At 44.1% G+C, this 16039-nt stretch carries 9 protein-coding genes; all 9 read right to left on the bottom strand.

The genetic code is table 11. The features are described from left to right. Positions 1-43: 43 nt before the first annotated feature. Positions 44-415, bottom strand: a complete 372-nt coding sequence (locus AB1S56_RS21955) for a YxiJ family protein (RefSeq protein ID WP_340873352.1) — start codon at positions 413-415, stop codon at positions 44-46. 29 nt (positions 416-444) lie between these two features. Next, the gene (gene csaA / locus AB1S56_RS21960) at positions 445-801 is read right to left on the bottom strand and encodes a chaperone CsaA (protein ID WP_340873350.1); all 357 of its coding nucleotides are present in this window, start codon (positions 799-801) and stop codon (positions 445-447) included. A 177-nt stretch (positions 802-978) separates the two neighbouring features. Then, complete coding sequence (locus AB1S56_RS21965) at positions 979-6513, bottom strand: S-layer homology domain-containing protein (RefSeq protein ID WP_340873349.1); 5535 nt, start codon at positions 6511-6513, stop codon at positions 979-981. A 70-nt stretch (positions 6514-6583) separates the two neighbouring features. Further along, complete coding sequence (locus tag AB1S56_RS21970; protein WP_340873347.1) at positions 6584-8983, bottom strand: glycoside hydrolase family 2 TIM barrel-domain containing protein; 2400 nt, start codon at positions 8981-8983, stop codon at positions 6584-6586. An 81-nt stretch (positions 8984-9064) separates the two neighbouring features. Beyond that, positions 9065-9916, bottom strand: coding sequence for a carbohydrate ABC transporter permease (locus AB1S56_RS21975; RefSeq protein WP_340873346.1), 852 nt, complete (start codon positions 9914-9916; stop codon positions 9065-9067). A 15-nt stretch (positions 9917-9931) separates the two neighbouring features. After that, positions 9932-10870 (bottom strand): sugar ABC transporter permease, encoded by a 939-nt coding sequence (locus tag AB1S56_RS21980; protein WP_340873345.1) that lies wholly within the window; start codon positions 10868-10870, stop codon positions 9932-9934. 74 nt (positions 10871-10944) lie between these two features. Further along, complete coding sequence (locus tag AB1S56_RS21985) at positions 10945-12234, bottom strand: ABC transporter substrate-binding protein (protein ID WP_340873343.1); 1290 nt, start codon at positions 12232-12234, stop codon at positions 10945-10947. A 214-nt stretch (positions 12235-12448) separates the two neighbouring features. After that, on the bottom strand, positions 12449-13462 hold the full coding sequence (locus AB1S56_RS21990; protein ID WP_340873342.1) for a LacI family DNA-binding transcriptional regulator: 1014 nt from the start codon (positions 13460-13462) through the stop codon (positions 12449-12451). A 93-nt stretch (positions 13463-13555) separates the two neighbouring features. Continuing rightward, on the bottom strand, positions 13556-15910 hold the full coding sequence (locus AB1S56_RS21995) for a carbohydrate-binding protein (protein ID WP_340873341.1): 2355 nt from the start codon (positions 15908-15910) through the stop codon (positions 13556-13558). Between the last annotated feature and the right edge of the window lie 129 nt (positions 15911-16039).

Below are 16039 nucleotides of genomic sequence, written 5' to 3' on the forward strand. Positions count from 1 at the left end.
ATTCGACAGAATAAGCCAAGTTACCTCTCTCCTCTTCGGAAAACTATTTAGCACCTGCAAGAAACCGCAGCAGAAGCGACCTTGCCTCTTCGAAGCTCCTGTATTCGCGATAAAATTGTTGATACGTCGTTATCCTTCCCTCTAAAAACTGATATTGTGGGAACATTTCGAAGAAGGAATACTTCAACATGTTCTGTTGACTCCTTGGAATTTTGAACAAGCTCCCCGTTAATACGTAGCTTCGAGACCCCGCTATGTTCATGCAATAGGTATTAAAATCGGCAATCAAGGAACTTTCATCTTCTTGCAGGTTTTGAAAATTGGTTTGAAAATCCTCCAGTAATTGATGGATATCCCCATATGGAAACGGATGGTCCAATTCAATACTCCCGAGCTTTTCAACTAGACTATTCATATTGTATCTCCTCTATTATTTAGCCCCTCTTATGCAATAGGAGTTCCATTGGCAACTGGGGCATCAGGCCTTAATAACACCACATCTCCTTCCTGTGGAGTTCCGCCTAAGACCAGTACCTCGGATTTAAACCCTGCTATTCGTCTGGGCGGAAAATTAACAATACACACCACCTGTCGCCCAATCAGCTGCTCCGGAGTATATCTATAGGTGATCTGGGCAGAGGATGGCTTAATTCCGAGTTCGCCCAAATCAATCATAAGCTTAATCGCGGGCTTCCTCGCTTCCGGGAATGGCATTGCCTCTATTATGGTGCCAACGCGCAGGTCCAATGCCAAAAAGTTATCCAAATGCGCAAATGTGTGGCCGCTAGAGCTCTGTTCCATTTCAATCCCTCCTGAACTAAAATAACCCCTTTCGTCCCCAGTCAACAATAAAGCTCTGTTGGCTGGAGGGACGAAAGAGGAACATCTTTTGGCAACACCCTAATTTGCAGAAAATTGTGATTCTAAGTCATGAGGTGAAGATTTCCTATACAATCTTCTGAATAGCAATTTCCAACACTATAGTTGCCATAACACTGATACAACTTGTGCACTTTCCGCGCGTGTTACCTCAGCCTGTGGAGCAAACAGGTTATGCCCGCGGCCTTGAATAAAGCCAAGCTCAGCTGCAAGACTAACTGCATCACGAGCCCATGTATGCACAGAAGCAAAATCGGCAAAGCCTGCTTCAGTGGAAGCTGTGACCATCTTTCCAGCTTTAACCTCATAAGCTTTGACAAGCATCATCGCCATTTCTTCACGTGTAATGTATGCGTTCGGCGAAAATCTATCCGCACTGTAACCCGATACGATACCCGCTTCATAGGCTGCTGCAATTGCTTCTGCATACCACTCAGAAGTGTCTACGTCATTAAAACTCACTTTTTGCGCTGCCTCTAAACCGAGAACTCTCACAAGTAATGCCGTAAACTCTGCTCTTGTTATGGACTGCTTCGGTGCAAATTCCGTTTCACTTTTACCTGCAACAATATGCTTCGCCGCCATAAGTTTAATCACATCATGAGCCCAGTACTTCACATTGACATCTTCGAAAGTCTTGTCGTATTCAAGCACCGCATATTTACTAAAGTGTGTGACTTCTGTTGTCATGACGCCATTGTACAGCTGACCTCCAACATATGCAAGGCTTCCGTCATCCGCAACATAATAGATGCCTAATAGATCAGGATCTGCTTCACTGTTAACAGCCAGTCTGATTTTGATCGGTTGTATGAACGCAATCAATTTCAATTCCTTACCGTCTTTCGTCAGCAAGCATAAGTTAAATTCGTAGATTTCACCAGCCGCTTTAACGTTCGCTTTATATTTGGACTTCGCTTGAGCCATAAGACGTTTGGTTTGTTCCGTATCAACCAAGTCCATGCTGAAAGCTATTTGTGCATCTCGTAGTGGCTCCGTTTTCCCAAGAGCCTTTAGCGCTTCTAATACCTCTGCAGGAATTTCTATTTGTGCGTTTTCTGCCGATAGGCTCAAAGCATTTTTGCCGTCGATTGCCGTTGCATTCGCTGGAAGCAACACCCGCTTTTTGCCTTTTGCAATCGTTACTGCAATTTTCCCATCCTTAGCCACAGGATTACTAATCACTTGTTTATCTTCCTCAACAATAACAACCGGAGCATATCCATTAGGATCTGCTGGTGAAGAGAGCACCATCTCCTCAACCTGCTGGACATACATATGGTCAATAATTACACCGCCTTCACGAGTAACAACGGTTATAGAATCACTCTGAATGCCGTTACTGACTTTGATAGAGTATGTTCCGCTTGGTACATTAAAGTAGTAATACACATAATCGTTAACGATATTCCCCTGATCATCTTTGAGATCCATGACACCATATATCGTTTCTGCTTCAGTACCGTACGATACAGAATAGAGAATAACCCCTTCTTCATCAGCGAGCTCCACAACAGTATTAGCCTTTTCGTTACCATTCAGCTTCACCCCTCCATATAGGTGATAAGTCGTTGGCAATTCCGGCTCTACAATCTCTTCAGGTGCAGCAATTAATTGCACATCGTCAAACCCGGTCCAATTGCCGCCTGTCGCGTCGGAATAGAGCGCAACTTCAACTTTACCTGTTGTCACTTCGAAAGGCTCGCTGACAAAGAGCGTCCATTCGGAAGAGGATGCACTTAACAAATCTATATGCTGCTCGACACCTCCATGCTGCTTGACTTCCAAGCGAAGAGCATTCTGACCGCCGCCTGTTCGTACCCAAACAGATGCTTGGTACTTACCGTTCTCAAGTTCAATAGTACGATAAGTGGTCTGCATATAATCCGTACTGCCCCAATGTGTAAGCTTGTATGTTCCTGTACGAGGATCTCCATCATCCACGTACTGAGCATTGCCGCTATTATCCCAGCCGCTCCATCCTGTCAGATCACCAAGCTCAAAGCCCGCGTTTTCAAATGCCACCACTTCATTGGGAACCAATGTTAAGATAGCTGATTTCATCGATTCGTTACCGTCTGTATCTACAGCACTGACGGCAAAATCATAAGCTTGACCATTTTCTAATCCTGTAACGTTATAGGTTCGGCTGGTAAGCTCTTGAAGGAACACGCCATCCTGATACACTCTATATGCTGCAAAATCATGTTCAGAGTTAGCTGCCCACTGTAGCGAGGCTTGACCTTCGCCGCCGACCCCGATTAATGCAGTTGGAGCATGAGGTGCATAGCTGTAAATCTCAAAATCATCAATTGCAGCCCAATTGCCAGCCTTCGCATCTGAGAACACTGCGATCTCCATCTGACCGTTAGTTACTTGAACGTGATTAATAGAGAACGGCGTCCACTTGCCGCCGTCAGCTGACCTTAAATCCTTCTTCAACTGCTCGCCGCCATAATTTTTCACTTCCAGCTGGAATGTATTTTGCCCGCCGCCTGTTCTTACCCACACTTGCACTTTATAAGTCCCATTCGGCACCTGCAAGGTACGATAAGTCGATTGCAAGTAATCTTCTGGTCCCCAGTGCGTGAGCTTGTATGCCCCTCTAGGACTGTCATTATCGACAAAGTTGGCGGCAGGCTGCTCTCCCGGGTGCCACTCATTCCATCCTTCGAGAGTACCAGACTCGAAATCTAAATTCTCGAATGCAAGCTTAATGCCCGATGCATTTGGGGCTGCACTCACTGTACTGCTGTGAGGCGATTCATTGCCATACTTATCAACTGCTGTGATAGTGAACTCATAACTCAACCCCGGTGTCAATCCAGAAGCGGTATACTGGGTCTGCGTTACCGGGTCGACGGAAGCAAGACGCTCCCCATTGCGATAAATATTGTATTTCAGAAAATCACTTTCTAAGCTATGTTCCCATACAAGCTCCACACTTTCGATGCCTGCCACAGCCTGAAGCTGTGTTGGCGCTGCAGGTGCCGTCAGATCATGGCCAGATGCAGTAACGATGTGAGCTGAAGGCGAAACCAACGATTGGCCATCCGCGTTAAATGCCGTAACGACATAATAATAAGTTCGATTCCCTTGCAGCCCGGAATCCCTATAAGAGGTGACATCCGCTGAAGTCAGACTAACTTCAGCAAATTCTAAGTAAACATCGTTCGTAACCGTTGCGTACGGAATATCCGTTATGGAACGATAAATCTTATAGCCTGCCGCATGCTCAGACGGTTCCCAATTAATGATGGCTTCAAAACCGCCATCAATGGAAGCCGTGACAGCTGTGGGTGCTGCCGGAACTCCTTCATTCCCAGGAGAAGCTGGTGCATTCGTCGTTACACGTTTTAATTCAAAGTCATCAAATGCAGCCCATTCTCCCGCCGGACTATTGGAGTAAACTCCAACTTCTACTTGCCCATTCGTCACATGGATATTATCAATTATTAATTCCTTCCACGAGCCGATATACTCAGTCCCTGCGTCAACCGATAGATTCGGCCCACCATAATTTTTCACATCGAACCTAGTCTCAATCACAGAGCCTTTACGCAGCCACACCGATGCTTTATACGTTCCATTCGGCACTTTAACTGTACGATAGCTAGTTTGTTGATAGGCCTCTCCTAACCAATGAGACAGCTTATATTCACCGGTTCTCGGTTCGTTAGCGTCAACCTTATGCGCAGAAGCTTGGCCCTCTGGGCTCCAGCCATTCCATCTTGATAGGTCCCCTGCTTCAAAGTCACCATTGTACTCAAGGTAGTTTAACGTGTCTTGCAAATAATCTTTACTGAATTGAAACCAGTTTAGATTCACAGAGCCTTTGAAAACGAGATACAAAGTATGAACACCGCTTACCCCGTCAATAGAACTTGATTTCGTCTTCCAGGTTTGCCAGCCGCCTGTATCAGATAAGCTAACACTGCCCACAAGCTCTCCATCCGGCCGGTCTAAACGAAATTCTATGCTGGCATCTTGCCTTGTAGCAGCCCGAACCTTCACACTCGCTGTTCCATCTACAAACTCTACATGATTAAAGGCGATATAATCACCGTCATTCGTTTGCCCTACTAATTGTCCGCCCCCATTGTCGGAGGTAATCTCTGTGCCAACACCGCTCATGGCGTCATAATCCTCTGCTTGAACAATACTATAAGGAGTTATGAATGGATCTCCTGCAGGTGTACCATCCCAGGTATAAGTAGCAACTGCACCTGCCGGCAGCGAGGTAGTAAAGCTTTGACTACCCCAGCGAACCTTAAACGACCTTGCTTCTTTGGATGAGTTCAGTGCAATGAGCACCTTCGAATTATCAGGATTTTTAAACGCAACGGTTTCAATGCTTCCATTACCGAATGTATTAGACTTAATGCGAACTGCACCCGTCGAAACAAATTTACTTGCATGGCCGAAAGCGTAGTATTCTTCGTTGTACAAGACCTCATTAGCTGTACGGTCAACAGTCACCACGCCTCTGCAATCCTCACAACCCCCAATATATGGTCCATGATTTTCATCCAGGGCCAAATTCCATTTGAGGGATGTCTTAGCCCAGTTTCTAGTGGCGCCAATGATTAAGTTTTGAACGTCCCAGACGAGATTTTCTCCGAAGTTAGGAGCAAATTCTCCCCCAGAGCTCTCAGTAAAATAAATGCCTCTATCCGGATGCTGATCATGAACAAGCGATTGATTCTCCACTACGCCTGCATAACCATGAAAAGCTGTACCATCGATATAGGATTTCGCTTCAGCATCGTTTAAAACCTCGATTGGGTATTCTGGCTCATCCCAATTATGGTCCCAAACAATAATTTTGGTATCGATACCCGCTTCCTCAAATGCAAGACCCAAGTGCTTTGCTAATGCTGCTTGATCCTCTGGCTCCATTCGCATTCCCGAATAATTGCTAGGTTCATAGTGCGGCTCATTTTGCAGCGTTACTGCATCAATGGGGATGCCTTCCGCTTCGTAAGCCTCAATAAATTTCACAAAATACTGTGCATAAACCGAATAATATTCTGGCTTTAATTTCCCTTTATACAGCGAACCATTATCCTTCATCCAAGCAGGAGCACTCCAAGGCGAGCCCATGAACTTCAGGTCTGGATTTATTGCTAACGCTTGCTTTAGAATCGGGATAATATAGGCTTTGTCATACTGAATCGAAAATCGACTCAATTCAAGATCAGTTTCGCCCTCGGGGATGTCATTATACGTGTAAGAAGTATCCGCTTGCGTAAAATCACTTGCCCCCATCGGAATGCGAACATAACTGAAGCCTGCGCCAGTGGATCGATCGAACAGTTGCTGCATAACCTCGTTTCTTGCGGCCTCATCTAATTGTGTGTATAAAAGCCATGCTGACGAATCTGTCATGGAAGCGCCGAAGCCGTCCATCTCTTGATAAGTGACATTTTCATCCACATTAATCGTGAGTTCCATCGGGCTTGTATCCGCCGAGAAGAAGAGATCAGCCTCCCTGTTCAACAGTTTATTCTGATCTCCTGTAGTTAGCCAAGCGTTTACCTGCTCTCCTGCAGCATATGTCTTATTAGTGGCTAATCCGGTACTCATTGTAAAAGCCAGAGAAAAGCATAAAAGAAAATAAATACATCGTTTCATATTCACCTTCCACCTTTCTATTCCTTATAATATGGAATCGATTTCACCAATAGTCTACGCCTGCAATCGCTTAGTTTGGCATCCAGCTCTTTGCCCCAGATACGGTGGCCTTCATACTTTCTATTTTCAAACCCTCAGCAATACGTGATTTCACTGTAATCGATTTCACTTCAGACAGGTTTATCCCCTCTGCTCGATATAGAGGAATATAAATCGGATACGAGGTTTTGGCTAGTATGTCGAAAGACGCATAGGTCCAGCTATTCCCCGCTTGATCCTCAAGAATAACATCCACGCCATTTGTAGACTGCTCACTGAACACATTTATATTTAAATACTCATAAGCGGCTAAATTAGCTTCTATTGAATCCAATGACAAGTGGTTTAATGCATCCTCTCCCTCATACAATAACAGATCCCGCTGCAGGTCAGCCCCACTTGCAAGACCTCGATTGCCTGAGATCGCCCTGCCATAGTCCCCGCGTATGATACTCACAACCTTCTTCTCTTCCTGTCGGTCCATATGATAAGCGCCAAAGGTATCTATCCATTGATTGTGGTTAACATACCAGTCATACATGATCCAGAAATCAATCCCCGCTACATAACCGTCTGCATTCCTGCTTCCATCCGGGTTAACCGTTCGCTTTTCGAGCAGTGCCTGAACCATGGCATCATATGCCTTCACCTGCTCAGCCTCCAGCACATCCCGATCTCCTGTCCAATGTCCATATTCGGTATTTAGTACTGGTTTATCCGGAAACGCACGATGAGCCTTTTCGAGAAAGAGTCGAGTCCCCTCATAATACGTGCTTCCATGAAAAACTCCAAAATACATGGTCCAACCCGCTACATCAAGCGGCTCCATTGAAGGGTCATTAAAGCCGGGCTGATCTGCTGCTGCACTTTGAGTAATTAGACGTCCATCATCATAATGCTCATGCAAATCCTTAACTAAACGCTTATTATATTCAAGCCTTAATTGAACATCCTTAGACTCATTCTGCGTACTCCACATAATCACAGACGGACGATTATATTGAGAGAACACCATCTCCCGCCACATCTGATCAGCGAATTGACGAGTATTCTGCAATTTGTAATGGATCGTTTCAAACTGCCATAATGGTATTTCGCTCATAGCTGTCAAGCCTAAACGATCCAGAAGCATATAGGTGTATACATGATTGGGATAATGCCCCGTCCGTACCATATTGACATTTAGATTCTTGATTTGCTGTAGATCCGTAAGAATTCTATCCCAGCTGGCAGTTCTTCCAAAGCTCGGCCATTCCTCATGTCTAGCCATACCTGCTAGAAAGACTGGCTTTTCATTCAACAAGATTTGGGTCTGATCCGTCCCAAGTGTACGAATGCCAAACTGGGAATAGAAAACATCTGAAACCTGCTTGTCTTCTTTATCCACAAGCATCAGCTTAGCTACATACAGGTTGGGCTCCCATATTGACCATAGCTTGGGATTGTTAATGGTCAGCTTGAAGGTCAGTACCTTGACTGTTCCAGGCTCAATCGTTAGCTCTTGCTGTATCGGCGTACTAGTTGCCGCTTGTGCACCCAAGCTGGCCGCAGGGCTTGGATCCGTTAGAAAATTAGGGGAGTTCGAGTCCGATTCATAGAATACCCCATCTAAATGTAAGGTGCGCTCTGTATGACCTCGGTTTTCCACAACAACATTCATTTTCACGTTCCCATTTGTATCAAGCGGAACCACATCCACTCTAGACATATGAACTGCGTTGGTTACTTCCAAATAGATGTCCTGCAAAATTCCTGTATAGTTAAAAAAGTCGGTGGAGGCCAGCGCAGGAATGACTTCATGACGACTCCCCCATGGCGGGTTGTCTACACGAATTCGAATTTGATTCTCCCCATCCTCCAGGAATGGCGTCACATCAAAGGCGAATGGTGTAAAGCCGCCTTCATGATAGCCAATCCAGCTGCCATTCACCCAAATATCAGCCACATAACTAACACCAAGCAGCTTTAGAGTGACAACCTGATCGCTGCCATCACGTTCATAGTTAAAGCTTCTTTTGTACCAAACACCATTCTCATAGGTCTCAGCAGCGTGCGCTTCCTCCCTCCCGCTCAGTTGATTTTCCGGCATTGGAATCACATGCGTACTCCAAGCCTCACCGTTGTCATTCAAGAACTGTCCTTCTATCTGTTCCAGCTTTTCCAGCCAGGCTTGATCTCTTGGTGCCATCGTTAGATCATGATCGGCATCAAACCGCTTTTTTCCCCATTCTCCGTTCAGGGTTATAACTTGCCTCTCTTGAGGTTCAAACGCTGGTACAGGTATACCATTCTGAAATGGAATTTGAACTTTATCAATCGACTTTAATGATAATGTTGTTTGGAGGTAAGGTCCCTCTGCGCTGTCTTCGATTGGATTTAAATTTGTATATATGTTTTTCTGCTTTGTATTGTTCGATTGCTGTATCATCATGTAGACCCCTCCCGCTGTCAGAAATATAATCAATACGATCACAAACCATTTACTCTTCATCCTTAAACTCCCTTTCCCAATCTAACCTTTCACTCCACCAGCATTAATGCCTTTCATAATATGCTTTTGAAAGAATATAAAGATGATGATTAGAGGAATGGCAGTAATTACCGAGGATGCCACCATGATGGGGTAATTCTCAGCTTGCTTTAATGTCGAAAGAAGAGCTCCTAACCCAAGCGCAATTGTGTAGTTTTCCGGGCTATTGATGACAACCAAAGGCCACAAGAAATTGTTGTAATTCCACATGAAGGTGAAAATCCCCAATGTGACGACAATCGGCTTTGCAAGCGGAAAGGCGATTTTCCAGAACACAGTGTACCAACTCGCTCCATCCACAATACCAGATTCCTCAAGCTCACGAGGCAGAGTCAGGAAGTGCTGACGCATCAAAAAGATGTTGTAAACCGACATGATAAAAGGAATCATTAAAGCACCCAAGTGATCGTATAGGCCTAATTCATTCACAATGATCATATTCGGGACCAGCAGCACCGTGCCCGGGATCATCATCGAGGTCAGGATCACCTTAAAGAGTAAATCCCTTCCCTTAAAGCGTAATCTAGCGAAGCTGTAGCCAGTCAATGAGTTGAAGAACGTATTCGCTATTGTATTTACCGTTGCAACTAAAAATGTGTTGAGAAACAATACAGAAAAATTCATTCGATTAAAAGCATTCTTATAATTCTCTAATGTGAATGTAAATTCACCTGTATCCGGATCTCTTGGAATCAACGAGAATACTGGCGAAAAAATATCTCTGCTTTCCTTAAAAGAAGATGACAGCAACCAGATAAAAGGGAAAATCAAAATGATTACAAAAACCCATAAGAATAGGTAGGTGAATATCCGTTCTTTAAATTTCACAGCCATCGTTGTCATCCCCTCCTATTCATCAAAGCGCTGCGGCACAAATTTGAAATTTATCCAAGTGACCAATAAAATAACCAATAGTAGCAAGTAAGACATCGCAGCAGCCGTTCCCATCTCAAAGTATTTAAATGCATGATTATATAAACTGAACAAATAAGTTGTCGTTGAACCGTTTGGTCCGCCCTTCGTCATTAAGTACATCTGATCAAAGGCTTGGAAAGAGGCTATCAATCCAGTCACAATTAAAAAGAATATAGTAGGCTGGATCATCGGTAACGTAATCTTAAAAAAACGCTGCAGCATGTTGGCTCCGTCGATGCGGGAGGCTTCGTACAGATCATCTGGAATACCCTTCATACTGGACAGGATAATCAACACATTGTACCCAAGACCGCCCCAGATCGCCATGACGCCAAGAGCAGGCAGAGCAGTATTTTCATTTGCGAGCCAAGAGGTGGTAGAGAATTGATCCAACCCCGGGATCTTCTCAAGAAGCTGATTCACCAGACCAAATTTGGGATCCAATAAAAAAACCCACATCGCAGCAACCGCAACTGCCGCAGTAATATTAGGTATATAATAGGCGGTTTTAAAGAAGCTTTCGCCTTTGACATTCGAATTCAGCACAGAAGCTAGCACTAAAGCAATGAATATCCCTAATGGCACACTATATATAATGTATTTTAGGGTTACGATCAAAGAAGGCCAGAAATCTGGATAACGCACATCATCCGTCAACAAGTTTTGGTAGTTGTCAAGACCAACCCACTTGGGGTCCGTACGCAAGTTCCACTCTGTAAAGCTCACACCAAACGATATCATCATAGGCAATAATTGAAACACAAGGAAATATAAAATTAGAGGCAAAATAAACAAAACACCTGCGCCAGCTTCGCTTTTCAACCAAGCCGGGAGACTTTTCCTTATGCGTACTTGCTCGCGATTGTTTTTCATTCGTCTCACCCGATCTCCCATCTAAATAAACGAGGAAATCAGGAGTTGATTTCCTCGTTTCATCTCTAGTGAACTTACTGATTGATAATTTGAGTAGCATTTTCTGCTGCTTTTTTCATTACATCTGACGCATCCTCTTCGCCAATGAATACTTTCTCTAATGCCTTGCCGATGATTTCGTCATTGATTTTTAACCACTCTGTAATAGTTGGTCTTGCGACTGCCGTTTCCATTTGCTTCAAGAAGACGCTTAGATCTGGATCATTCGAGAACTTTGGATCTTGTGCTGCAGCAAGACGAACAGGGAAGTTGCCAGTTACATCAGCCATTAAGATAGAATTTTGATCATTTGTTAAGAATTTAATGAAATCCCAAGCTGCTTCAGGCGCCTTTGTGTTTTCGTAGATAACAAGGTCGTCGCCGCCAATGTTAGAATAGGACTGTTGGCCTTCAGCGTGTGGAATTAAAGCTACGCCATAATTCAAGTCTGGAAAGTTGCTTTTGAATCCGCCCATTTCCCATGGTCCGCTGATTTTCGTTGCAATAAGACCATTACCGAATGCATTATTACTTTCACGAACTGCCTTATCGGAGTACTCTAACAATTGATTAACAAGCTCAACTGCTGCGATACCCTGCTCACTGCCGAAGGTTGCAGCTGTTTCTTCGTCATTCACCATCGTGCCGCCTCCACTGTGTACCAATGCCGGAAGCAGCCATGCACCCCAACCGCCAGTGCCTAAGCCTTCAAATGCTGCAATTTCATTAGCTTTGTAGATTTCACTGGATGCCTGCACCCACTCTTCCCACGTTTGCGGTGGAGTTGGCATCAAATCTTTATTGTAGAATAATGCAACTGTTGTTTGGTTTAGCGGCAAGCCGTATAGTTTACCGCCAACTGTTACCGTACCTAATGCGCCTTGATAAAACTCCTCTTTATTGATACCGTTTTCACCATTTGCGTAGGCTTCAAGCTCCAACAGCACGCCGTCTTCTGCAAACTTAGGAACCAGCGGCTGATCCAAATAAGAAACATCTGGATTTTGACCTGCAACAATGGAGCTGTTTAGCTTTGTATTGAAATCATCTTTGGGAATAAAAGTTGTATTGATGGTATGACCGGATTGCTCTTCATATTGTGCAATCAAGTTAACTAATACATCTTTACGTTCTTGTGTCTCAGGCTCATATACCCAGAACTCAACTTCTTCAGGCGTAATCTTCGTCTCTTGAGAAGCATCATTGCTTGGCTTGTTGCTGCCATTAGCTTCATTGTTTCCAGCAGCATTATTATTGTTTCCACCGCAAGCAGCTAATACGGCTACTAAAACGATAACTACCATCATTTTCATTGTCTTTTTCACGTATAACCCCTCCAATAAATGAATTCACAAATCCAATCTTTTCTGGTGCCATTGTCTCTTCCTCTGCCCAAAACCACCGCCTCTTCGTCATATCACCCAAGGTCTGGAATCGATTTCATTCTTTGCAAAAAGACTTCAACTTCTATACCCTCGGACTTATATTAGATTTTCAATCCCTTTTTCTGCTTTATTATAGCATTGGATGAAATCGATTTCAATAAGAGGCTATCAATTTATTTGAAGAATCTCGATAGAAAATTTGAGAAGCTTTTATAATTACTCTTTCCTTGATCAGCTCTTCATTTAATTGATTTATGAACATCTGAGTAACCAAATACCCCATCTCTGTATTCGGTTGTTTTACTGAACTTAAGGGGGGCGTTACATACTTGCACATTCTGTTATCATCAACGCCGATCACCGCGATATCGTCTGGGATCCTTAAGCCAAGCTCCTGACAGGCCTTGTAGACTCCAATAGCCATTTCATCATTCGCCGCATATACGGCAGAGATGTTACGATTTTTGTTATATATGCGTTTAAACGCCTCATAACCTTTCTTTTCATTAAACGCTCCATCCTCAATAAGCTCCGGTTGAAAAGGAAGCTGACTTAGCTTCAATCCTTGAATGTACCCCTCTAATCGGTCAATACTATCGTTTGAATGCTGTCCGCCGCTAATAAAAGCAATGTCTGTATGTCCTTGTTTCGCAAAATGCATGATAATTTCCTTCGAGAATTCCACATTATTCGTCACACAACAAGGAATATTGTGACAGTCAATGATCCTTCCAATAACGGCCATCCGATATCCCTCATTCGCATATTCCTTGATCAGATCATCCGATATCGTTGGGAATACCAGCACAAAGGCATCTACCGTCTGATTCTTGAGTAGAGCTAAATATTCATGTTCCTTAACCATGTTATTATCCGCATCACAGATGATAACATTATAATTTTGACTTTGTGCGGCTCTCTCAATTCCTTTAATAAACTCAGAGAAAATAAAGACATTGATATCGGGCACTAAGATACCGAGAGTCATCGTTTTCTTATTCCGCAAACTTTTAGCTGTTGCATTGGGATGATAACCGAGCTCCTGAATAATGTGAAGCACTTTAATCTTCGTTTTTTCTTTCACTTGCTGACTGTTATTTAGTACCCTGGATACTGTGGTAACAGAAACTCCTGCATGCAGGGCAACTTCTTGTATGGTAACTCCCATTCGACTCCATCTCTTTTCTTTATATCTCTTTTCTAATTCTGAGGAGGCGGCCGATAGGACCGCCTATGTTTGAACACATTCATACCCTTAGTGCTAATTGAGTAATTCAATTTGCCACAGCTGATTATCGGCGCCGGACCAATCCCATTGGTTGACATTAGCCCCATCCGATATGGACGCACCATTGACATTTAGCACTTTGCCGCTGTATTTGTTTGTCAGCTTAAAGAAACCATTTCCAGCATTCTCAATCAACCATTTTTTGTTGTCTTCGTTTGCCCATTCCCATTGTTGAATATTGCCCCCGTTAGAGGTTGACCAATCCTGTACATCGAGCACCTTCTGACTATAAATCGATCGCACTCGGTAATAACCATCACCGGCATCTTCTATAATCCACTGCTGATTACTGCCGCCAGTGTAAGCCCATATCTGAACATTGGCTCCGTTTGAAGCCGATTGATTGGCAATATCTAACGCTTTTCCGGTTTGCTTGGATGCAATTTTATATGTCTTTCCAGAAACAATGGCGACAGGCTCCTGTGAGCCGCCTCCGTTGCCTCCTGTCCCTGAATTAGAAAACTGAATCCAGTTCACATTCATTAAGCCGCCTGAGCCGCCGACAAACACCAAATACAGATTGTGCGTATTGCTTGCGCCGCTTATGCCGCATTTCACTGTCGTCCAGGTCTGCCAGCCTCCAGTGCCTGGCACATTACAAGTGCCGACAGGTGAACCAGTCATGCTATCTAGATAGACTTCAATAACACCGCCCGCGTTTCCGCTTGCGACCCTTACATCCAGGCTATTTGCTCCTGAACCGAAGTTCACACCAGCGTAGGAAGTCCAGTCGCCATTATCAATCCATCCAATGTTTTGTCCACCGTTCGTATCAGAAGTGGCCTCTGTTTGAATGCCGCTCATGCTTGTGAAGTTCTCGGCTTGAATCCGACTGAAGGCATCAAGTTCAACTGCCGGGCCACCGCCACCTTCGCCGCTCTGATTGCCAGCCCATGTGAAGGTAGCCACCGCTCCGGCTGGGAGAGTGTATGTGAACGCTTGAGCTCCCCACTTCACTTTGAAGGTACTGCTTGCTAATCCATTGTTAAGAGCGATTAAGACTTTCTTCCCATCAGGATTTTTAAAGGCTACGCTCTCTATGCCGCCGTCGTAGGTATTACTTTCAATTCGCACCGCGCCTGGATCCACGAATTTACTTGCATGACCAATAACGTAATACTCAACTTCACGTTGATAACTTCCCGCGTTCTGATCAATAGTGACGACCCCTCTGCAGTTTGTGCAGCCGCCATTAATTGGACCATGATTCTGATCCAAAGCCAGGTTCCAAAGCAGTACACTTTTACCCCAATTACGAGTCGATTTAATAATCAAGTTGGATACGTTCCATTTCAGATTGGCGCCGAAGTCTGTGGACCAAGCGCCTCCTGAACATTCCGTAAACCAGACCCCTTTATCCGGATGGCTGTTATACACCGTTGTTTGTGCCGATGGGTCTCCCGCATAACAATGAAAAGCCGAGCCCGCTACATAAGCTTTCGCTTGTGCATCATTTAGAATTCCCAGCGGATAATCCGGGCGATCCCAATTGTGATCATAAGCTAAAATTTTAGTCGAGATATGATTGTTGCTGAATGCTGGACCCAGGTGATTCTTGATAAAATCCGCCTGTTCAATGGATTCCATTCGCATAGATGGATATCCAGCTTCATGTAAGGGCTCATTCTGCACCGTAATGGCGTAAACAGGAATCCCTGAAGCTTCATAAGCATTGATATATTTCACAAAATAATTGGCGTATTCATCATAATACTGGGCCTGCAGCTTACCGCCATTTAGATGATTATTGTTCTTCATCCAAGCCGGAGCACTCCAGGGAGAGCCAAGCACTTTAATACTGGAGTTCTTTGCGATTACTTTTTGAAGCATGGGTACGACATCATTCAAATCCTGTGCCAATGAAAAATGGTTTAAGCTCGGATCCGTTTGGCCAGACGGCATATCGTTGTAAGTATAACTGCTTCTTGAGAAGTCAGAAGCCCCAATCGTATGCCTAACCATACTCATTCGAATTCCACTATCTGTAAACAGGTCATTCAGGAGCTGATTGCTTTGCTGACTGGACATTTTTTGATTCATCAAATAACCAGAAGAACCTGTCATTGCAGCCCCAAAGCCGTCCATCGTTTGATAGGCTGTATTCTCATTTACCGTGATTTTTGTTGAATGCGAGCCGAGGTCTGGACCAAAGCTAACATCTGCCTGTCTCTGCAGCAGTTTACTTTGATCTCCCGTAGTCACCCAAACCTTAACCGTTTCTCCAACGGCCTCAACCTTAGAAGCATTTGTGATAAAGGATCCAGAAAGCACTAACAGCAAGGCCAGCAATACATTCGTCATCTTTTTAAAGTGAATCCATGATGTCAAAATTCTCACTTCCTTTCCGTTTTATTGGTTTGCACTGATTAGACCTAGTTCACCTCCTTATTAAAGTATGACGAGTGAAATCGATTTCATTTTAGTGTATAAAGTATGCTCTTCATAAATGCCTAATGT

It is taken from the genome of Paenibacillus sp. PL2-23 (assembly GCF_040834005.1).
Classification (GTDB): domain Bacteria; phylum Bacillota; class Bacilli; order Paenibacillales; family Paenibacillaceae; genus Pristimantibacillus.

Bases quoted from the DNA above. Each gene is read 5' to 3' on its own strand.
- AB1S56_RS21975 (WP_340873346.1), bottom strand. From the start codon at position 9,916: ATGGCTGTGAAATTTAAAGAACGGATATTCACCTACCTATTCTTATGG.
- AB1S56_RS21965 (WP_340873349.1), bottom strand. From the start codon at position 6,513: ATGAAACGATGTATTTATTTTCTTTTATGCTTTTCTCTGGCTTTTACA.
- csaA (WP_340873350.1), bottom strand. From the start codon at position 801: ATGGAACAGAGCTCTAGCGGCCACACATTTGCGCATTTGGATAACTTT.
- AB1S56_RS21980 (WP_340873345.1), bottom strand. From the start codon at position 10,870: ATGAAAAACAATCGCGAGCAAGTACGCATAAGGAAAAGTCTCCCGGCT.
- AB1S56_RS21955 (WP_340873352.1), bottom strand. From the start codon at position 415: ATGAATAGTCTAGTTGAAAAGCTCGGGAGTATTGAATTGGACCATCCG.
- AB1S56_RS21990 (WP_340873342.1), bottom strand. From the start codon at position 13,462: ATGGGAGTTACCATACAAGAAGTTGCCCTGCATGCAGGAGTTTCTGTT.
- AB1S56_RS21970 (WP_340873347.1), bottom strand. From the start codon at position 8,983: ATGATGATACAGCAATCGAACAATACAAAGCAGAAAAACATATATACA.